This is a genomic window from Cupriavidus sp. 22TCCZM01-5 (genome assembly GCF_057798915.1).
Genome location: NZ_JBYOJR010000018.1, coordinates 61,212 through 80,452, shown reverse-complemented (window position 1 = coordinate 80,452; position 19,241 = coordinate 61,212). Strand labels below are relative to the sequence as shown.

At 63.6% G+C, this 19,241-nt stretch carries 23 protein-coding genes and 1 pseudogene; 14 read left to right on the top strand and 10 right to left on the bottom strand.

Annotated elements, in window-relative coordinates; translation table 11 throughout:
• Positions 1-165: 165 nt before the first annotated feature.
• Positions 166-1,374 (top strand): alpha/beta hydrolase family protein, encoded by a 1,209-nt coding sequence (locus AC3FNH_RS17940; RefSeq protein WP_276100898.1) that lies wholly within the window; start codon positions 166-168, stop codon positions 1,372-1,374.
• Between the two features lie 97 nt (positions 1,375-1,471).
• Here the strand turns inward: AC3FNH_RS17940 and AC3FNH_RS17935 are convergent, their stop codons facing one another.
• Positions 1,472-1,687, bottom strand: coding sequence for a DUF4148 domain-containing protein (locus AC3FNH_RS17935; protein ID WP_488721038.1), 216 nt, complete (start codon positions 1,685-1,687; stop codon positions 1,472-1,474).
• A 176-nt stretch (positions 1,688-1,863) separates the two neighbouring features.
• Between AC3FNH_RS17935 and AC3FNH_RS17930 the strand changes: the two genes are divergently transcribed.
• Positions 1,864-2,703, top strand: coding sequence for a LysR family transcriptional regulator (locus AC3FNH_RS17930; RefSeq protein ID WP_488721037.1), 840 nt, complete (start codon positions 1,864-1,866; stop codon positions 2,701-2,703).
• Positions 2,704-2,714: 11 nt separating this feature from the next.
• Here the strand turns inward: AC3FNH_RS17930 and AC3FNH_RS17925 are convergent, their stop codons facing one another.
• From AC3FNH_RS17925 to AC3FNH_RS17910, 4 genes are read right to left on the bottom strand one after another with little or no spacing between them, the layout of a single operon-like run.
• Positions 2,715-3,293, bottom strand: coding sequence for a cysteine hydrolase family protein (locus tag AC3FNH_RS17925; RefSeq protein ID WP_488721036.1), 579 nt, complete (start codon positions 3,291-3,293; stop codon positions 2,715-2,717).
• Between the two features lie 58 nt (positions 3,294-3,351).
• On the bottom strand, positions 3,352-3,987 hold the full coding sequence (leuD, locus tag AC3FNH_RS17920) for a 3-isopropylmalate dehydratase small subunit (protein ID WP_488721035.1): 636 nt from the start codon (positions 3,985-3,987) through the stop codon (positions 3,352-3,354).
• Between the two features lie 17 nt (positions 3,988-4,004).
• Positions 4,005-5,411 (bottom strand): 3-isopropylmalate dehydratase large subunit, encoded by a 1,407-nt coding sequence (locus AC3FNH_RS17915; protein ID WP_276100894.1) that lies wholly within the window; start codon positions 5,409-5,411, stop codon positions 4,005-4,007.
• Between the two features lie 10 nt (positions 5,412-5,421).
• The gene (locus AC3FNH_RS17910) at positions 5,422-6,315 is read right to left on the bottom strand and encodes an isocitrate lyase/PEP mutase family protein (protein ID WP_276100893.1); all 894 of its coding nucleotides are present in this window, start codon (positions 6,313-6,315) and stop codon (positions 5,422-5,424) included.
• A 125-nt stretch (positions 6,316-6,440) separates the two neighbouring features.
• On the opposite strand from AC3FNH_RS17910, the gene AC3FNH_RS17905 reads away from it, so the two are divergent.
• Genes AC3FNH_RS17905 through AC3FNH_RS17895 form a run of 3 tightly spaced genes read left to right on the top strand, consistent with a single transcriptional unit; the run spans position 6,441 to position 8,892 of the window.
• A complete protein-coding gene (locus AC3FNH_RS17905; protein WP_488721034.1) occupies positions 6,441-7,439 on the top strand; it encodes a Bug family tripartite tricarboxylate transporter substrate binding protein in 999 nt (332 codons plus the stop codon).
• Positions 7,440-7,456: 17 nt separating this feature from the next.
• A complete protein-coding gene (locus AC3FNH_RS17900) occupies positions 7,457-8,170 on the top strand; it encodes a GntR family transcriptional regulator (protein WP_488721033.1) in 714 nt (237 codons plus the stop codon).
• 47 nt (positions 8,171-8,217) lie between these two features.
• Positions 8,218-8,892, top strand: a complete 675-nt coding sequence (locus AC3FNH_RS17895) for a dihydrofolate reductase family protein (RefSeq protein WP_488721032.1) — start codon at positions 8,218-8,220, stop codon at positions 8,890-8,892.
• A gap of 17 nt (positions 8,893-8,909) precedes the next feature.
• Here the strand turns inward: AC3FNH_RS17895 and AC3FNH_RS17890 are convergent, their stop codons facing one another.
• On the bottom strand, positions 8,910-9,404 hold the full coding sequence (locus tag AC3FNH_RS17890) for a Cache 3/Cache 2 fusion domain-containing protein (RefSeq protein WP_488721031.1): 495 nt from the start codon (positions 9,402-9,404) through the stop codon (positions 8,910-8,912).
• Positions 9,405-9,666: 262 nt separating this feature from the next.
• Between AC3FNH_RS17890 and AC3FNH_RS17885 the strand changes: the two genes are divergently transcribed.
• Positions 9,667-10,290, top strand: coding sequence for a hypothetical protein (locus AC3FNH_RS17885; protein WP_488721030.1), 624 nt, complete (start codon positions 9,667-9,669; stop codon positions 10,288-10,290).
• 403 nt (positions 10,291-10,693) lie between these two features.
• Positions 10,694-11,374, top strand: coding sequence for a glycine zipper 2TM domain-containing protein (locus tag AC3FNH_RS17880; protein ID WP_488721029.1), 681 nt, complete (start codon positions 10,694-10,696; stop codon positions 11,372-11,374).
• 42 nt (positions 11,375-11,416) lie between these two features.
• Here AC3FNH_RS17880 and AC3FNH_RS17875 read toward each other — a convergent pair whose 3' ends face one another.
• Both AC3FNH_RS17875 and AC3FNH_RS17870 read right to left on the bottom strand, forming a co-directional pair.
• Positions 11,417-12,169, bottom strand: a complete 753-nt coding sequence (locus AC3FNH_RS17875; RefSeq protein ID WP_276103180.1) for a molybdopterin-dependent oxidoreductase — start codon at positions 12,167-12,169, stop codon at positions 11,417-11,419.
• Positions 12,170-12,213: 44 nt separating this feature from the next.
• Positions 12,214-12,840 carry a cytochrome b/b6 domain-containing protein gene (locus tag AC3FNH_RS17870; RefSeq protein WP_276100886.1) on the bottom strand — a complete coding sequence of 209 codons (627 nt, stop codon included), beginning with the start codon at positions 12,838-12,840 and terminating at the stop codon, positions 12,214-12,216.
• On the opposite strand from AC3FNH_RS17870, the gene AC3FNH_RS17865 reads away from it, so the two are divergent.
• On the top strand, positions 12,740-13,111 hold the full coding sequence (locus tag AC3FNH_RS17865) for a pentapeptide repeat-containing protein (protein WP_488721076.1): 372 nt from the start codon (positions 12,740-12,742) through the stop codon (positions 13,109-13,111). The genes AC3FNH_RS17870 and AC3FNH_RS17865 overlap by 101 nt on opposite strands.
• Here the strand turns inward: AC3FNH_RS17865 and AC3FNH_RS17860 are convergent.
• A pseudogene (locus AC3FNH_RS17860) lies at positions 12,998-13,270 on the bottom strand (pentapeptide MXKDX repeat protein); the annotation flags it as partial. The gene AC3FNH_RS17865 and the pseudogene AC3FNH_RS17860 overlap by 114 nt on opposite strands.
• A gap of 230 nt (positions 13,271-13,500) precedes the next feature.
• Between AC3FNH_RS17860 and AC3FNH_RS17855 the strand changes: the two are divergent.
• The 3 genes from AC3FNH_RS17855 (at position 13,501) to AC3FNH_RS17845 (ending at position 15,260) form a co-directional block, all read left to right on the top strand.
• Positions 13,501-14,073 carry a sigma-70 family RNA polymerase sigma factor gene (locus tag AC3FNH_RS17855; RefSeq protein WP_488721028.1) on the top strand — a complete coding sequence of 191 codons (573 nt, stop codon included), beginning with the start codon at positions 13,501-13,503 and terminating at the stop codon, positions 14,071-14,073.
• A complete protein-coding gene (locus AC3FNH_RS17850; protein ID WP_488721027.1) occupies positions 14,070-14,711 on the top strand; it encodes a DUF1109 domain-containing protein in 642 nt (213 codons plus the stop codon). The genes AC3FNH_RS17855 and AC3FNH_RS17850 overlap by 4 nt, the downstream gene beginning before the upstream one ends.
• A gap of 174 nt (positions 14,712-14,885) precedes the next feature.
• Positions 14,886-15,260, top strand: a complete 375-nt coding sequence (locus tag AC3FNH_RS17845) for a cupin domain-containing protein (protein ID WP_488721026.1) — start codon at positions 14,886-14,888, stop codon at positions 15,258-15,260.
• Positions 15,261-15,348: 88 nt separating this feature from the next.
• On the opposite strand, the gene AC3FNH_RS17840 is transcribed toward AC3FNH_RS17845, so the two are convergent.
• Positions 15,349-16,074 (bottom strand): IclR family transcriptional regulator, encoded by a 726-nt coding sequence (locus AC3FNH_RS17840; RefSeq protein ID WP_488721075.1) that lies wholly within the window; start codon positions 16,072-16,074, stop codon positions 15,349-15,351.
• A 131-nt stretch (positions 16,075-16,205) separates the two neighbouring features.
• Between AC3FNH_RS17840 and AC3FNH_RS17835 the strand changes: the two genes are divergently transcribed.
• The 3 genes from AC3FNH_RS17835 to AC3FNH_RS17825 are packed head-to-tail and all read left to right on the top strand — an operon-like array spanning position 16,206 to position 19,239.
• Complete coding sequence (locus tag AC3FNH_RS17835) at positions 16,206-17,477, top strand: Rieske 2Fe-2S domain-containing protein (protein ID WP_488721025.1); 1,272 nt, start codon at positions 16,206-16,208, stop codon at positions 17,475-17,477.
• Between the two features lie 10 nt (positions 17,478-17,487).
• Positions 17,488-18,270 (top strand): SDR family NAD(P)-dependent oxidoreductase, encoded by a 783-nt coding sequence (locus AC3FNH_RS17830; RefSeq protein WP_488721024.1) that lies wholly within the window; start codon positions 17,488-17,490, stop codon positions 18,268-18,270.
• A gap of 9 nt (positions 18,271-18,279) precedes the next feature.
• Positions 18,280-19,239: a PDR/VanB family oxidoreductase gene (locus AC3FNH_RS17825; RefSeq protein ID WP_488721023.1), complete on the top strand. Its 960-nt coding sequence runs from the start codon at positions 18,280-18,282 to the stop codon at positions 19,237-19,239.
• The last annotated feature ends 2 nt before the right edge of the window (positions 19,240-19,241 follow it).

The following is a 19,241-nucleotide window of genomic DNA, read 5'->3' as shown; positions in this document are numbered from 1 at the left end:
CTAGGGTATACGAGACCGCCGTTCGGACGGCGGTAATTTCCGGAATCCGGCGTATATCGCTTGCCACATATGCCTAGTAGATTGCTTTTCCGCCTCTTGCAACTTTCTATTGCGTGATCACAGATATCACTATATATTTCTGCCGAAATACACAGGAGGGAATCAATGGATGCAATGCGAAAAGGCCAGCGTTGGGTGCTCGACGCATTCCTGGCTGTCGGTGGACTGGATGTCCTTCACCCGGACGCCGGCGCGATCTTCGAGCAGATTGGCTACGACTCGACGGACCTGAAGCGGGTGTTCGGGCCGGTCAAGGCGGGCTCAATGCTCCCTTCCGCGTGGAGCGCGGCCGCCAGGGAGATTGAGCATCGAGCCCGGCATTGGGATGCTCGCGGCTTCAGCCGGACGGCGCGTCGGCTATATGAGCGCGCCACGCTGCTATATGCACGCACGCATTACTCGATCCTCGGCGACGACCCTCGCCGCATGCGATATCTCAAGAAGGTGGTTCAGTCCTTTGAAAAGGTGATCGCGTTCGCCGACCACCCTATCGAGCGGGTCGCCCTGCCTTTCGAGGGTCACCACCTGCATGGGATCCTGGAAACGCCGCCCAACGCCAAGAATCTGCCTTGCGTGATCATGCTGCCCGGCATGGACATGTTTAAGGAGGACTGGCATAAGCTGATGGAGCAGCGGATCCTTCCCCGCGGTTGGGCCGCTTTTGCGCTCGACGGCCCAGGGCAGGGCGAGAGCCTGACCAGGGGCCTGAAAATGTCGCTCGATAACTATGATCGAGCCATTACTGCGGTGATCGATTGGCTGTCCGCACACCCCGCCATAGACCCCGAGCGGATCGTGATCATGGGATCCAGCATGGGATCCTGGTGGGCAACTCGTGCTGCCGCAGTCGAACCGCGCATTCGTGCCATCGCCGCCAATATGTCGAACCTGGGCGACAAGTACGTGCTTCTTAATCAGGCACAGCCCAGTTTCATGGCAAACCTGATGTTTATGACTGGCATTTCCAATACAGAGGAAATTCAGGCGCTGTCGAAGGCCATGACGCTCGACGAGATCGCCTCCAAGGTCGACATTCCGTATCTGATCATCACTGGCGAAAATGATGAGCTGACCACGCTGGACTCCAGCATCGGTGTGTATGAAAAGCTGCGCGGCCCCAAGGAACTGTGGATTTACCAGTATGAGTTCCACCCGATCGGTCCACAGTCCGATGAATGGCTGACAGCCTCACTGGACTGGCTTGGTCACGCGCTGGCAAATGGGTTCGCTCCGAAGCACGAACTTCGCACCTTTATTACGAAGCAAGGGGAATATCTCGAGGGCAGCGGTGAGCCGCCCTGGTGGCATCCCTGATTCCTCGCACGGCAGCACGGACTGAACCGGGCATTCGCACAAGCGGCTGCCCGGTGAGCCTTGGTGAATCCTCCGGCGCCCTCTACGCCACGTCTGCTCAGCGGACAGCGGCAGGCTTCAGGAAGATCTCCGGGTAGTTGTTTTCCGTTACGACGCGCCCCTGCGCCACTGCCTCAGCGAGTTCCCGCCGCACTTGCGCCCGGGTCACGGCCTGGGTTGCACCGCATGGGGGCTGACTCTCCGCGGCAACGGCGGGGAATATGACCGGGATTACGAGTAAAAGTGTACCCAGCAAGCCAGTTCGATTCTTCATGTTCGCTCCTTTCCTGGCCGCCAGCAGTCGCTGGCAGTCCAATACGGTCCAATACGCAGTTTCGATACTCACAACAGTAGCGACCCGAGCGCGATGCGACCAGATTGGGAACGCTCATATGGCGTTTCACCCCCTGAAACAATCCTGAGACATCGAAATTGGATCGACTTTTCAGCATGCGCATCTTTGTGCAGGTGGTGGAGAATGCTTCGTTCGCGGCCGCCGCTCGCGCGCTTGACATCTCGCCTGCCATGGCGACCCGCGCGGTCGCCAGCCTGGAAAGCCGACTCCGGACTCGCCTGCTACAACGCAGTACACGTAGCGTCACGCCGACAGACATTGGACTGGACTACGCCCAACGCTGCCAAGCTATCCTCGATGCTGTCGCGCAGGCTGATGAAGCCGCGGTAAAAGACCACATCCGCCCCAGTGGCGTGCTCAGGATCGCGCTGCCTTCCACCCTCGCGCTTACCCTTTTGCCAAGGGTCTTCTCCGACTTTACTTACCACTTTCCGGAGGTATCACTCGACATCTCGATCGTCGACCGCCACATCGACCTGGTAGAAGAAGGCTACGATATGGCCATCGCACTTGACACAATGCTCACCAGCGAATCTATCGTCAGTAGGTATGTGCCCTTTGGGCGGTTCATCGCATGTTGCACCCCAGCCTATCTTGGATCCAGGCCAGTTCCAACCCAGTGGCACGATCTCATTGATCATCGAGTCTTATGTTTGCGTCGCTTTACCGAAAAGGTCCGTGCATTGCCGAGTAACCGCGTCGACACCAGTACCAGCAGCGCCATGCTGAGAATGCTCGCGCTCGAGAATTGCGGGATAGCGCTAGTGCCGGACTTCATGGTCAGGGACGATCTACGCCAAGGACGCCTCATTCAAGTATTGAGCGCAGCGCCCCTTCCCGATATGTGCCTTTGGCTTGCCTACCCCACCCGCCAATACATATCGGCCAAAGTCAGCAGATTTATGGAGGCGGCGCTTTCCGCGCTTGAAACGTGAGCATCACTGCATCAATGCAGCTCAGCCAGCCCGTCGATGCGGATGATCGTGGCGATGGTGCCGAGCAACTCCATCGACGTACGGTGGTGGTCCTCATTCGCCGCGGCGCAGCCATCTTCCAGCACGAGTACTTCATAGTCGCGGTCGTGGGCGTCGCGCACGGTGCCTTGCACAGCCCAGGCGCTGCTGACCCCGGCCACCAGCAGCCGCTGCACGCCGCGGGCCCGCAATGCCGCGTCGAGGCCGGTACCATAGAAGGCACTGACGCGTGGCTTGACCATGACCAGATCGGCCAGATGCTGGTCCAGGCCGGGATGAAGCGCCGTCCCGGGCGTGCCAAGCTCGATCGCGCCGGTTTCGTGTGCGCGCCCGAACAGCGGCGAGTGCTTGGGTTGATCGGGATAGCCCCTGGCGAAGCCGACGTTGACCAGGATCGTTAGCCAGTTCCGGCTGCGGGCGAAGCGCAGTGCGCGGTTTGCCGCGCCGATCACGTCGCGCTCGGCGACCCGGCGGGCAGCGTGCGCGATCTTTCCGTCCGGATGCGTGATATCGACGATATAGTCGAGTCCGATGAATGCAGTGTTTGTCATGGTCTGAATCGAAACGTTGCGGTGAGTCGGCCGGCATGGCATGCGGCCGCCATGGATCTCAGTGCGGCTCGGCCACGGCCAGGACCCAGGGCCGTGCCTCGCGCAGTAGCTCCTGGTACGCCTCGATCGCAGCCCGGCGTTTCAAGGTCAGGCCGATCGCATCGAGCCCTTCGAGCAGCAAGGTGCGTTCGCTCGGAGGCACGGTGAACGACAGGCTGCGGCCATTCGGGTGTCGCACCGAGCACGACCGCAGGTCGACGGTCAGTTCCAGCGTCTCGCGCTCGGCTTCTGCCGCCAGCGCCGCAATCTCGTGCGCGGGCAGCACCACCGGCAGCACGCCGTTGCGGTAGCAATTGTTCTGGAAGATCGCGCCGAACGACGGCGCGATGACACAGCGGAAGCCGAACTGCCGGACGGCCCAGACGGCTGCCTCGCGCGAGGAGCCGCTGCCGAAGTTGTCGCCGGCCAGCAGGATCGTCGCCCGGCGGTAGGGTTCGCGATTGAGCACGAAATCCGGCCGCTCGACACGCCTGCCGTTCGTTCCCCCTTCATAGCGCCATGGCGCGAGCAGCTTCTCGCCATAGCCATCGCGCCCGGGCGAGTTGATCTCGCGCGAGGGAATGAGCAGGTCGGTATCGATGTTCGCCCGCATCAGCGGCGCGGCGATCCCCTTCAGTTGGATGAACTGTTCCATGGAATTTCCTTAGCCCCCTAGCGCAGCAGCGGACGCGGATCGGCAATGCAGCCGGCAATGGCCGAGGCGGCCACCGTGGCCGGGCTGGCCAGGTGAGAACGCACGCCCGGCCCCTGCCTGCCCTCGAAATTGCGGTTGGTGCTGGTGATCACGCGGCGCCCGGGCTTGCCCGGCTGGTCGAAGTTGTCGCCGCCGGCGAAGAAGCACAACGAACATCCGCTTTCGCGCCATTCGAAGCCCGCTTCCGTGAACACGCGATCCAGGCCCTCGGCTTCCGCGGCATGCTTCACGCTGGTCGACCCAGGCACCACGATGGCCTTGACGCCGGGGCGCACGCGTCGTCCCCGCACCACCTGCGCGGCAGCGCGCAGGTCAGGCAGGCGGCTATTGGTGCAGGAGCCGATGAAGGCAGCGTCGATGGGCGTCCCCAGCAGCGGCTGCGCCGGGTGCAGGTCCATGTAGCGGAGCGCGCGCCCGGCATCCGCGTCGGCGGGGACCGGAACGGTGGCGTCGATACCTACGACCTGGCCGGGGTGGGTTCCCCAGGTCACCTGCGGAGCAAGCTCCGCGCAGTTCAGCTCCAGCTCCTTGTCCCAGCGCGCGCCGTCGTCCGAGCGCAGTGCCAGCCAGTCCGTCACCGCGGCCTCCCAGTCCGCGCCGGCGGGAGCAAAGGGCCGTCCGGCCAGCCATTCGACCGTGCGCGCATCGGGGGCCACCAGCCCGGTCCAGGCACCGAACTCGACAGCCATATTGCACAGGGTCAGCCGCCCTTCCACATCGAGCCCCCGTATCGCCTCTCCGGCGAACTCGATGGCATGGCCGTCGCCACCGCTCACGCCGAACCTGCCGATCAGCGCCAGCACCATGTCCTTGGCCGACACCCCCGGCGCAACGCTGCCGTGGAACGACACCCGCATGGTCCTTGGCTTGCTTCGCACCAGGCACTGCGTGGCCACTGCGTGCTCGCCTTCGGTGGTGCCGATGCCCCATGCCAGCGCGCCGATGCCGCCAACCGTGCAGGTATGGCTGTCGCAGCAGACCAGCGTAGTGCCCGGCAAGGCGATGCCGAGCTCGGGTGAGATCACATGCGCGATGCCCTGATGGGGGTTGCCGAGGTCGAACAGACGGATACCCGAGCGCTGGGTGGCGGCACGAAAGGCCTGGATAAAGCCGCGCCCGCCCTGGACCAGCGTGTCGTCGCCCCGGCCCGGCTGGGTGTCGACGATGTGGTCCATGGTGCCGAACACCAGCCCCGGCCGGGCCACGCGGTGCCCGCCCTCTTCCACACCTGCCAGCACGCGGGGGCCAGCGCGGTCGTGGAGGAAGACCCTGTCGACATGGAGCAGCGCCTGCCCGCCTTCCAACTGGGCCACGACGTGCCGGTCCCAGATCTTCTCGATGATGTTGCGCGGCGATGCATGCATGTTGCCCACCTCAGCGCGCAGTGCCGGGATGCTGCAGCCCGGCCAGATAGCGCTGCTCCAGCGCGAACACCTCCTTGAAGCCGACCAGCTCGAGCTGCTCGCGGAAGTCCGCCAGCCGTGCGCCGGGGCCGCCGGCGTAACCGTTGGCACGCAGCGCCGCCAGCGCGTCGCGCATGCCCTGGATGGCCGCCAGCATCAGCGTGCCTGGCACGCTCACACGCGCGATGCCGATGCGCTCCATCTCCTCGAAGGTGAAGGCCTCGGGCGACCTGCCGCCTTCGACCACATTGATCGCCACTGGCCCGCGGATTCCCTGCACGGCCTGCCGTGCCAGCTCCCTGGACGTCATGCCGTCCACGAAGATCATGGTCGCCCCGGCCTCCAGGTAGGCATTGCCGCGACGGATCACTTCCCCGATACCGCCCACGGCAAGCGCATCGGTACGCGCGTTGATCACGAAATCCGGATCCGTGCGCGCCTCGGCGCAGGCCCGGATCTTCTGCACTGCCTCATCCAGCGGCACGATGGACTTGCCCTCCAGGTGGCCGCAGCGCTTGGGCATGACCTGGTCCTCGATATTGACGCCCGCGCAGCCAATGCGCTCGAACGCCTTGACCGCATGCCAGGCGTTGACGGCATTGCCGAAGCCTGTATCGCCGTCGGCCATGACCGGCAGGTCGACGGCATCGACGATGTGCTGCGTGGCCGCAACCATGTCGGACATCGAAAGGAAGCTGTAGTCCGGCAGCCCCAGCCGGCTCACGGAAATGCCGAAGCCGGAGCACTGCACGGCGGGAAAGCCAGCCTCTTGCACGATGCGGGCGGATAAGGCGTCAAAGGCACCCGGCATGACAAGGAGTTCGGGCGCATGGATCAGTTTCTGGAGCAATGCTGTCTTTCGCATAACGAGTCCTTTTGGTCGCAATGCGAACATTATGTATTCATACATAAGATTTTTCAAGGATGATTTGGCATTCATCGCCATCAGTGGTGCTAACATGCATACATAAACAGAAAGGAGACGTACGCATGGCTAGCCTCACATCCCACCGCCGGACCCGCCCAGTCCTGCTTCTCGCACTCATGTGCGCCATCTGCCAGACACCCCGGGCAAACGCCGAATCGAGCGCGGCATGGCCAGCGCGACCGCTCTCGCTGGTGGTGCCTTTTCCCGCCGGCGGCACCACTGACACAATCGCCCGCCTGCTGTCGAAGAACCTGTCCCGACAGCTCGGCCAGTCAGTGGTGGTCGAAAACAAGAGCGGCGCCAGCGGCACGCTGGGTGCCGCGCAAGTGCTGCGCGCGCCGGCGGACGGCTACTCCCTGCTGCTGGGGACGCCCGCCGAGCAGATCAATGCGCCGCTGATGATGGCGCGTCCGCCCTACGACCCCGCCCGTGACTTCGCACCGGTGGGCTGCGTCAGCCGTGGTCCGAATGTGCTCGTCGTCAATCCAGGATTGAAGGCAAAGACGCTGGCGGACCTGCTGCGCATGGCCCGGGCGCGGCCGGGACAGATCAATTTCGGCAGCGCCGGCAATGGCAATACCTCTCACCTGTCTGGCGAACTGTTTGCGCAGGCCGCCGGTGTCGTGCTCACGCACATCCCTTATCGCGGCAATGCGCCGGCCATCGCCGACACCATCGGCGGCCAGGTTCAGATGATGTTTTCCAATCCGGCCACCGTGCAGCCGCATATCCGCGGCGGCACGCTGCAACCGCTCGCGGTGACCTCGCGCGCGCGGATTGCCGCACTGCCGGACGTACCCACGCTGAAGGAATCGGGCATCCCGGTCGAGATCTATAGCTGGACCTGCCTGTTCACGCGTGCCGGGACACCGCAGGCAATCGTCGGCAAGCTTCACGGCGCGCTCGCGCAGGCGCTCGATGACGGGCAGCTCGCCCAGGCGATCGAGGCCAGCGGCGCCGAAAAATTCCCCTCCACGCCCGAGCAGGCCAGCCGCTTCCTTGCGGCCGAGCGGACAATGTGGGGTAATCTCATCCGCAGCCGACATATCCACACCGACTGATTTCCCGACTCACAAAGATGTCTTCACCTGAAACCTCCCGGACCCGCGCGCTCTCGGTCGCGGAGACCCTGCGCAACCGCATCTTCGACGGAGAGATTCCTCCCGGATCCCACCTGATGGAGGTCACGCTGGCCCAGGAGTTGGGTGTGTCCCGCACGCCGGTGCGCGATGCGCTGGCCCGGCTCGCCGACGAGGGCCTGCTGGTCTACCAGCCGAATCGCGGCTTCCTGGTCCGGCGGTTTCAGCCCAAGGACATCAAGGACGCCTTCACCGTGCGGGCCACGCTGGAGGCCCTGGGTTGCCGGCTGATCGGCGAGCGTGGCCTGATGCACACCGAACAACAGCGGCTCAGCGAACTGCTGGAGGCGCAGCGGCGAGTGCTTCACGACGAGGAGTGGAACGACCAGCAGGCCCTGCTGTGGCAGGACATGAATCTGGATTTCCACTTTGCATTGCTTGAGCTGGCGGACAACAGCTGGCTGACCGATGCCGTGCACCGCGCGCGCCAGCTGCCCATTATTTTCGACAGCAAGTCACGTCCCCATGATCAGGACGCACTGATGCTGCTGTACCAGCGCGACCACAGCCGGCAAGCGCTGGCGGAGCACTACCGCATCGTGGACGCGCTGGCGCTGCGCGAGGTCGGCCGCGCCGAAGCGCTGATGCGTGAGCACATCCTGACTAATCGAGATGTGCTGATTCGCGCTCTGGGGGCGAACGGCGCCGCATAGGACGCATGCCCGCCTTCCCGGCAGCCATGACATGACGGAGGCAAACGATGACACGAGTTCGCGTTGAGGGCTTCACCATTTCGCTCGACGGATACGGGGCCGGCCCGAATCAAGACATCAATAATCCGCTCGGCATTGGCGGGACGGAACTGCACCAGTGGCTGGTCCCGACACGCACGTTCCAGCGGGCCTTGTTCGGCAAGGACGAGGGTACGACCGCGGTTGACGACGAGTTCGCCGCCCGTGGCTTTCGCAATGTCGGGGCCTGGATTCTAGGGAGGAATATGTTCGGACCCATTCGCGGGGACTGGCCGGACACCAACTGGAAAGGCTGGTGGGGAGATAATCCACCGTATCACGTTCCCGTCTTCATCCTGACCCATCATGCTCGTCCCCCCATCGAGATGGAAGGCGGCACGACGTTCACCTTCATAACAGGAGGCATTCGCGAAGCGCTCGACCGTGCGCGCGAGGCCGCTGCCGGAATGGACGTGCGGATCGGCGGCGGGCCGGACACGATCCGGCAGTATCTTCGCGAGGGCCTCATTGAGGAACTGCATATTGCTATCGCGCCGGTCCTGCTCGGCCGGGGAGAGTCGCTGTTCGAAGGGGTTGATTTGCGGGCCCTGGGATACGAATGCGTGGAATCCGTAGCATCGGAAAAGGCCACGCATGTCGTGTTGCGGCGCCAAGGCACCCGCAATGCGACTGAGCCTCGTTAGAGGCCCAGTCCAGTGGCTCATTGCGTCTTCGGGTACCCTACGTAGTAAATGCCGATGATACCCCCACTGGCATCGCGGATCGGCTCATATCCAGTGATGTATGGCTTGCCGAGGATGTCGGCATCACCATAGTAGGCACCACCACCGCGTATTGCCCCGATGGCCTTGCCCTTGGGGTCGAGGACAGTCCCAATCGCCCTCGAACCATCGTCCTTCTGTACATTCGTCGCCACGCGCACGAAATCATCGCCGCTCTTGACGAACAATGTTGCCGTGCCGCCATGCTCCTTTTTGACTTCATCGACTACGGCAAAGTTGTTGTTCATCTTGGTCGCGCCAAAGTACAAAGCTGGCACGGGTTTTCCTGCAACAGCATCTTCTCCTTTAATCCCCGGTACGCCCAATTTGGCCGTCTTGGCCTTCAGTGATGCCATGGCCTGCTTTACGCTTTCCGGTGACTGGGCATAGCTCATGGCGGGAGCGAAGACGGGCAATGCGAGTGCAAAGATCATAGGGGCGACCCATCGCCCCATAGCACCTGCGGGACTTGCTTTTGCCATTTTGTCCCCTTTTGGGCAGCGTCGCCGACTAGACGGGGCGGCAACTTCCCCGGGACCGGGCGGCGTGTCCCCAGTCCGATAGGAAGTATAGGCAGCCGTCGCGGCACCGCGCGAAGGTGATACTCCACATTGACGAGTGGATGTCGCGATGCGCACCGCTTGCCGGCCAGAAGGCGCCGGTCGGCCCCTCGTCCTCCACTATGCGCGGGACTCAATGATTTCCGAGGAGCGCCGCTTCTGGGCAAGGCGCGCCTTCAAATTTCTTGAAAATCAAAAACGCCAACCCTTGCCGGTCAGCTGGCAAACACTGTATATTTATACAGTTGTCGTCGCATCCCGGAAAACCTGGCTCCTGGAGTCAAGCCCGCGCGGCGCTGTGCTTTCTCTCCCCCCACCTCGAAAGGCAATCATGTTCGTGGACCGCACCGAAATCATCAACGCCGCCAAGGCACTGCGCGCCAGCCAGGAAGAATCCAGGTACAGCAAGCTCGTCGCGCTCGCGAACAAGCAGCTCAAGGCAATGCAAACGGCAATCCAGAGGGGCAAGGAAGAATTCGAGACCAGACTGGTACTCGACATCAATGAAGACAATCCGCAAGCAGCGCTGGAACCGCGCGCGCAACGACTAGCCGACGACCTCAAAGCGCAGGGCTACACCGCAACGGTGACCACGTTTGCCGAGGCCAGCACCGACCGCAAGAACTGGACGCCGAATATCACGGTCGTCATCGGTCTGGGCGACATGGTTTCCGAAGTCGACAACGCGATAGCGGAAAGCACGGTGACCGACGAGACGGAAGTCGCGCCGGCTGGCAAGGCTGCCAGTGAAATGGCCTGACAGCAGGCGGGCAATCCGCGATAAGACACGGCATCACGGGGCTTCGCGCATGGTCGCGTGCGTGATGACTGTTCCTACAAGGGAAATCTGCACGCGGTCTACCAGTGGCAAAGACAAACTCTTCACCGCCAATACGGCCGAAATTGCCACGCTGCCGGCCGCGTCCGAGTGTAAGTATCGGTAAAATCTTCCCCGCCTAATCTGAGGCCTCCTGTCTCCCCTTCCCGCCAGTCAAGCCTTTCCAGCCGGGCCTTGGCGACTCTCTGGGGCGCTGAGCCTGCAGGCATTTTCCACGCGCCGACGCGCTGCGCTCCCGAAGTTTGTTACAACCGGATTCGACGCGAGTTCCCCGGTCGGCCACACTGATTCCGAAGAACAACGCTTGCTCACTTCGGAGGCCGAAATGGAAAACGCGAGCCAACAATCAAATCGTTTGCATCCGCTGATTGCTACTGCTGCGGGCGCCGTCATCGTCGTCAGCATGGTGGGTGTCGCAGCGATGACCGGCGTACTGCCCCCAGCCCACGGCAGCGCTGGCACACCCGCTGCGGCAACCGCCGCGCTGGCGCCAACAGGACCCACTGCTCAGGCTGCTGCAGCCGCGCCCCAGCCCGCGACGCCCGTCTCGCCCAGGCCTCACATTTATCGAGTGCCTCATCCAGGTCTGACCGCTGCGCGCTACGCCTCCGCGCCGGACTACAATCCGGAGCCGCGCCACTATCCCGAGCGGCAACAAAGGACAGCAGCTAGCCAAGACGTCGGCACGGTCGAAGCCATCACGCCGATCACGCAGCCGGGCCAGGGCACCGGGCTAGGCGCGGTCGGCGGCGCAGTGGCCGGCGGCCTGCTGGGCCACCAGATCGGCGGGGGGAACGGTCGGATCGTGGCAACGGTTCTCGGTGCCCTGGGTGGCGGCGTAGCGGGCAACATGGTAGAGCAGCGCGTGCGCGCCGACACGGAGTACCAGGTGCGCGTCCGCATGGAAGACGGATCGAGTCGTGTCGTCACCTACCACCAGCAACCTGACGTCGGCGTGGGGCAGCGCGTGCGGGTGGGGAATGGCACGCTACTTGGTAGCGTATAAGCTCGTGGCCAGGTCAATTGCGCTCGCCTGGCACCGCGCTTCTCAAGAGCCGCCGAACCAGTTGTAGCCCTGATCCTCCCAATAGCCGCCCGGGTAAGTGTTGGTGACGAACAGTTCCATGATGTGCTTCGGATTCTTGTAGCCGAGCTTGGTCGGCATCCGCAGCTTCATCGGATAGCCGTACTTGGGCGGCAGGCGCTCGCCGTCATACGTGAACGTCAGCAAGGTCTGCGGATGCAGCGCCGTGGCCATGTCGATGCTCTCGTAATAGTCGTCGGCACAGCGGAATCCCACATACTTCGCGGTGGTGTCGGCGCCGATCCGCTGCAGGAAGCCGGCAAACGGCGTGCCGCCCCACCGCCCGATCGCACTCCAGCCCTCCACGCAGATATGCCGCGTGATCTGCTCGGCCTTGGGCAGGGCATAGAGTTCTTCCAGGGTCCAGCTCTTCTTATCCCGCACTAGCCCACCGACCTTGAGCCGGAAGTCGTCGCCGTTCACCACGGTGACCTCGTCGATGCCGTAGAACGCGTTGAACGGAAACGGGCGCGTGATCTGCGCTTCCGTATAGGTCGGCGCGAGGCGGTTCGGGTCGAACAGCCATGCCTGTACCTTGTCGTTCATGCGCGAAACACGCATGAGGAAGGTCTCCACCGAGGGATCGTCGCTCAGGCTGCAGCCGGTGAGCATGGCAAGGCCGCCGAGCGTGAGGATGCGCTTGCCGAACAGGCGCCGCGACGGTGAATCGAGTTCGCGGCGCACATCAATGATCAGCGACTCGCGGTCGACCGTCATTTGTCTGGAAGGTTTCGGTTTCACGATTCAGGCTCCAGGTTACGTCAGCGTCCGCGAATCATGGTCAGCAGGCTGCGCGGCACCAGCGCCACCATCACCACATGCACGACGATAAAGGCGGCCAGCAGGGACATGGCGCAGAAATGAACCACGCGTGCGAAGTCGTAGCCGCCCATCATCTCGCGCAGCAGCGGGAACTGCACGGGCTTCCAGATGGCGATGCCGGAGAGCACCAGCACCAGCAGCACGATCATCACCAGCAGGTAGGCGAGCTTCTGCACGGCGTTGTAGTGGCTGAGGTCCGCATGAGAGAGACGGCCTCGCAGTGCGGCCACCAGATCGTCCAGTACGGCGCGCGGCCGCAGCGGAAAGAACTTCCGGGCGAACCGGCCCGTGGCGATGTTCATCGCCAGATAGAACAGCCCATTGAAGAACAGCAGCCACATGGCCGCGAAATGCCATAGCAGCGCTCCGCCCAGCCATCCGCCCAGCGTAATGTCGCCAGGGAAGCGGAACCCGGCGAAGACCGGTGAAGCGTTGTAGATGCGCCAGCCCGACAGCATCATCACGATGGCGGCCAGCGCATTGAGCCAGTGTGTGATGCGCACCCAGCGCGGCTGGATCGTGCGTGGCGCGGCTCGGGGCATGACTGCTTCTTGCGAGGGTCCCATTTCAACCTCCTCCGGAAACCTGGCACCGTGCGCAACAGGATGCCGCGCATGGTGCCAGGTCGAGCTTGCTCCAGTGTTACTTGTTCATGCCGCCAGACGTGGCGTCGCCTTCCTTGCCCATCTTGTCGTGCGACTTCGATTTGCCCATCTTGTCCTTGCGCATGCCGTCCTTGGACATGTTGTCCTTGGACATTGCGTCTTTGGACATTGCATCTTTCGACATTGCATCTTTCGACATGCTGTCCTTCGACATGCTGTCCTTCGACATTGAATCTTTGGCCATCGAATCCTTGGCCATCGATCCGCCGGTCTGGGCGAATGCGGTGCCAGACATCAGGAACGCGGCGGAAACCACGGCGATTGCGATCTTGTTCATTTTGACTCCTCGTTGCCTTGCGATGGACCGGGAGCGTCCCGGTTGACCGAACATCGCGCCTGCCATGCCAGGCGGGCGCCAGATTCACACGGTATGTGTGCGTCTGATGGGAAATTCGCCGCGGCGGCACGTCCGGTTACAGCATTCGGAGAATTTTCCTGCCGGCGTGCGGTGCTTCTGGTGACGGAACCGACTTGTCGGCAATGCGCCTTGCAACACACATGACCGCCGCCGCGTCGTAGAATCCACGCAATCAACAGGGCCCGGTGTAACCAACGCGACCGATGGAGCGAACTGTCGAACAGGATGCGCTGAAAAAGCGGGAGTCTCGCCTGCTCGGTCTCTTTACGGGCGGGTTGGCGGGCGACCAGGTGGCGTATGCGCAATTCCTCACCGAATTGGGCGCGATGCTGCGCGGCTATTTCCGCAACCGGCTTCCGCAGCAAGCGGGTGACGTCGAGGATCTGGTCCAGGAAGTCCTGCTGGCCGTGCACAACGCGCGCCATACCTACCTGCCGGGACAGCCGCTCACGGCGTGGGTGTACGCGATCGCCCGGTACAAGCTCGCCGACCATTTTCGCGCGCATGCGCGGCACGATGCACTGAGCGAGCCGCTGGACGCGGCGGAGGAGGTGCTGGCAGCGCCCGACCTCGAGCCGGCGCAAGCGAAGCGCGACCTGAACCTGCTGCTTGACCAGTTGCCGGACCGTCAGCGCCTGCCGATCGTGTACGTCAAGCTGGAGGGACTATCCGTCAGCGAGGCCGCGCAGATGACCGGGATGTCGGAATCGGCGGTGAAGGTGGGCGTGCATCGCGGGCTGAAGGCGCTCGCGGCGAAGATTCGAGGAACGCGATGAGAACGAACGACCTGATTTCCATGCTTGCCACGGGCGTCACGCCAGTCGACCGGCATGTGGTCAGCCGTCGTTTTGGCATCGCGGTGACGACGGGCGCGGCATTGGCAACCTTGCTGATGGCCGCCACGCTGCATATCCGCCCCGACCTGGCCGACGTCGCCGTCACCCCGCTGTTCTGGGCCAAGGTGGCGCTGCCGCTCTCGCTGCTGTTTGGCGCCTTGTGGATAACGACACGGCTGGCGCGTCCCGGGATGGCAATCGGTGCCGGCTGGCTTGGTGTTTCCGTACCCTTCGCCGCCGTCTGGATCGGTGCCATCCATGTCATCACGCAAACGCCCGCTGGTGAACGCGCCGCAGCGGTGTTAGGACAGACCTGGCGCGTCTGCCCGTTCAATATCGCCGTGCTGTCCGTGCCCGTATTCATTGCCGTGTTCTGGGCATTGCGCGGACTGGCTCCGACGCGATTGCGGCTGGCCGGCGCCGTGGGCGGCCTGCTCTCCGGTGCCGTAGCGACCCTGGTGTACTGCCTTCACTGCCCGGAGATGGGCGTCGCGTTCTGGGGCGTCTGGTACGTGCTCGGCATGCTGGTCCCGACTGCCATCGGCGCGATGCTCGGGCCACGGATGCTCCGTTGGTGATTGCCGCTCCGACCTGTTCGGCCGCCGACATTCTTGAATCCGCACCGGCTTGCGGTCTGTACTAGATTTGGATTGTCACCGCCGGGCAGTGCCAGTCGAACCGGCAACAGTTTCTCTGGCGGTGTGATCCCGGTCAGTGGCAACTGACCATACCGGACAGATGGAGGTGAAGACATGGGAGCCCCAGTCGCCGTAACAAGATTTGAAGTGAAATCCCACGCGTCGCCCGACGAAGTTCGCGCCCCTGCGAAGACCCGAATCGAGGTTGTCCAACTCGAAGGTTTCACGATTGGACGATTCAATTTCGAACCCGGATGGCGGTGGTCGGAGTGCATCAAGCCGGTCGTGAAGACCGACCAATGCCAGGCCTCCCACGTGGGCTATGCGGTATCCGGCCGTCTTACGGTTCGAATGAAGGACGGGACCGAGAAGACGATAAGCGCTGGCGATTCCTACACGATCCCGCCAGGACACGAAGCCTGGGTTGAAGGCGATCAACCCTTCGTTGCGCTTGAGGTGATGTCCGCTGACACCTTCGCCAAGGCCTGACAGCGATACACAGGGTCCCTACCCAGAGATGGCTGGGACCTGTGCCATCGACCGAAGGTGCTCTGGCTACCGGGTCGCCTCAGGCGAATCACTGCCCGAGCGCCTTAGAAAGCGTTGCCGCCTCAGTGACCAGCAAGCGGCCGAACGCAGACACCTTGTCCTCCGTCAGCCGCACGCCAGGGCCAAAGATGCATAGCGAGCCCGCGACCCGATCCGCGCCGTTGAAGAACGGCGCCGCCAATGCGACGGCGCCTTCGATCAGTTCGTTGCGGCTGACCGCGTAGCCACGCTGGCGAATGGCGGCCAGCTCGGCCGGATCGACCGTGGCATCGAGCGGTGCTGCAGCGCCACCGTCCATATGCGCGAGGATTGCGCGCCCGCTGGCGCCTAATGCCAGCTTCTCCCGATATCCCAGGCCACGGCGGAAGCTCAAGGGTTGCACGCTCTCGATTTCGGCCACGCACACGCGGTACGCGCCCTCCGGTACGAACAGCGCCACGGTTTCTCCCGTCGCCTCCCACAGGCGGCGTAGCGGGGCTTGTGCGATATCGGCAATCCGATGGCTCGCCGCCCACACGTAGGTCAATCGCGCCACCGAACTCCCCAGCCGGAAGCGCTGCGGCTCCCCGAACGACACCAGAAATCCGTTGTGCTCGAGCGCATTGAGCAGGCGGTACAGCGTCGGCCGGCTCAGATCGACCCGCTTGAGCAGGTCCGCCACCGTCAGGGCCTCGTCGCCCGGACGGAATGCGAGAAGGATGTCCAGCGCGCGGTCCACGGCGCGCACGCTGTCCTGGTTCTTTTCGACTTCCATGTGATCTGTTCCCGTCATTTCTAAATTTTTCATCTTCGCCATTGTATTCAAAGTCGATCTTGACCTTTGTCAATTTGTCCGTAGAATGGATTTCAATCTCACTAGATGGACACAGCAAGGAGGAAGTGGAGATGGACAAGCAGATGTCGGAAACTTTGGTGCGGACGGGCCCCGGTACCGCAATGGGCGAGCTGATGCGTCGGTACTGGGTGCCGGCGCTGTTGGTGAGCGAAATCGCCGAGCCGGACTGCCCGCCCGTCCGCGTGCAGCTTCTGGGTGAAAAGCTGCTGGCGTTCCGCGATACCGAGGGCAAGGCCGCACTGATCGACGAGTTCTGTTCGCACCGTGGTGTGTCGCTGTATTTCGGCCGCAATGAAGAGAACGGCATTCGCTGCGCCTACCACGGCCTCAAGTTCGACCGGGACGGCAAGTGCGTGGATGTGCCTTCGGCACCACAAGCTTGCAAGCACATGGGTGTCAAGGCGTATCCATGCATCGAGCGCGCGGGCATCGTCTGGGCCTACCTGGGCCCAAAGGACAAGCAGCCCGTCCCGCCCGACGTGGAGTGGTGCAACCTGCCGGAGAGCCACGTGTACGTCTCCAAGCGGCTGCAGGAAAGCAATTACCTGCAGGCCATGGAAGGCGGCATCGACACCAGCCACGTGTCGTACGTGCACCGCTACGAGGTCGACGACGATCCCATGCACCAGGGCACCGAGGCGCTGAAGTACATCAAGGCCGACGGCAACGTGATCTTCGACATCGAGAAGACGCCGGTCGGCCTCACGCTGTTCGGCCGCCGCAACGGCGACGCGGACACCTACTACTACCGCATCACGCAGTGGCTGTTCCCGTGGTACACGCTGATTCCGCCGTTTGGCGAGCACGCGCTCGGCGGCCACGTATGGGTGCCCATCGACGACCACAACTGCTGGGCCTGGAGTATCAATTTCCGCCCCGATCGCCCGCTCACTGAGCAGGAGCTGGCCGACATGAAGGCCGGCAAGGGCATTCACAACGAATATGAAGAAGGCACGTGGCGCACCAAGGCCAACAAGGACAACGACTACCTGATCGACCGCCAGGCGCAGAAGGAGAAACGCGCGTATTCGGGCGTGTTCGGCTTTGCGGTGCAGGATTCGTCGCTGCAGGAAAGCATGGGCCCGATCCAGGACCATAGCAAAGAGAAGCTGCTGCCCACCGACCGCGCCATCGTGATGTGCCGCCGCATGCTGTACGAGGCCGCGACGAACATGCAGGGCGATGTCGAGCCGCCCGCGCTGGACGCCAGTGCCCAGCGCGTGCGCGCCGCCGGTGTGCTGCTGCCCAAGGACCAGAAGCCGCAGGACTGGGCCCGCGTGCACCTGGACGATGGCAAGGACCAGCCGGTCTACTCCGTATAAGAGCGCCACGATGGAATATCGCAACCGACTCCAGGGCAAGCGCGCCCTGATCACGGGCGGCGGAGGCGGCATCGGTGCCGCTACCGCCAGCCTGTTCTGCGCGGCGGGTGCTGCGGTGATGCTGGTCGACGCCAGCGCCGAAGCACTGGAACGCACCGCCGCGGCCATTGCCGCGCGGCTCCCGCAAGCCTCGCTGCAGACCGTGGTGGCCAACGTGAATGACCCGGCGCAGGCCGAGCGCGCCGTGCGGCAAGCGGCGGACAAGTTCGGCGGGCTGGACGTGCTGGTGAACAACGCCGCCATGCGCAACTATTCGGCGATGGCGGATGCGACGCCGCAAGCGTGGCACGCCATGGTCGATGTCAACCTGGTGGGCACATCGAACTATTGCAAGGCCGCGCTGCCGCTGCTGCGGGCCGCCGGCCGGGGAAGCATCGTCAACGTCTCGTCCTGTTACGCCGTGACCGGCCGCAAGGGCATGGGCCTGTATGACGCCACCAAGGCGGGCATGCTGGCCATGACGCGGACCCTCGCCTTCGAGGAAGCGGCGCATGGCGTGCGGGCCAACGCGGTGTGCCCGGGCTCGACCCTGACGGACTTCCATATCGGCCGCGCCGAGGCTGCCGGCAAGAGCCTGGACGTGCTCAAGGGGCAGCGTCAGGACACCTCGCTGCTCGGGCGCTGGGCCTCGCCCGACGAGATTGCCTGGCCGATCCTCTGGCTGGCCAGCGACGAGGCTTCGTTCATCACCGGCACCACGCTGATGGTGGATGGTGGCTTGCATGTGATGTAGGAGGTCGTCATGGGTGCATCCCAACTCACCGTGCGCGTGGTGCGCAAGCAGATGGAAGCGGAAGGCATCTGCAGTTTCGAACTGGCCGACCCCGCCGGAGCACCGCTGCCGCCGTTCTCCGCCGGTTCGCACATCGACGTGCACACTCCGGGCGGCATGACACGGCAGTATTCGCTGTGCAATCCGCCTGCCGAGCAGCACAGGTATGTGATTGCCGTGTTGAACGACGCAAAGTCGCGCGGTGGTTCCCGCGCCATGCACGAGGCCGTACAAGAAGGCAGCACGCTGCAGATCGGTACACCGCGCAATCACTTCCCGCTCAAGCCGGAAGCCGGCCGGCACCTGCTGCTGGCTGGCGGCATTGGCATCACGCCGATGCTGTGCATGGCGGAGTCCCTGGCGGACGAAGGACTTCCGTTTGCCATGCACTACTGCGCCCGCTCGCGACGGTACGCCGCCTTCATCGATCATCTTGCGCGCGCGCCGTATGCCGGGCGAGTGCAGTTCCACTTCGATGACGAAGACCCGGCGCAGAGGCTTGACATCCAGGCCCTGCTGGCCGAGGCCAGCGCCGAGGTGCATCTGTATGTCTGCGGCCCGAAGGGCTTCATGGACGCGGTGCTCGACACGGCCCGCCGGCTTGGCTGGGCAGAGGAGCGCCTGCACTACGAGTTCTTCGCAGCCAGCGTCGATACCGCCGGCGGCGCATTCGAGGTGAAGCTCGCCAGTTCGGGAAAGACCGTGGCCGTCCCGGCCGAGCAAACCGTGGCGGAAGCTCTGGCCAACGCCGGCGTGGAAGTGCCGGTGTCCTGCGGACAGGGCGTCTGCGGCACCTGCCTGGTACGCGTGCTCGAGGGCGAACCCGACCACCGTGACCTCTACCTCTCTCCCGAGGAGCAGGCGAGGAACGATCAGTTCACACCATGCTGCTCGCGCGCCAGGTCGCGGACGCTCGTACTGGACCTGTAAGC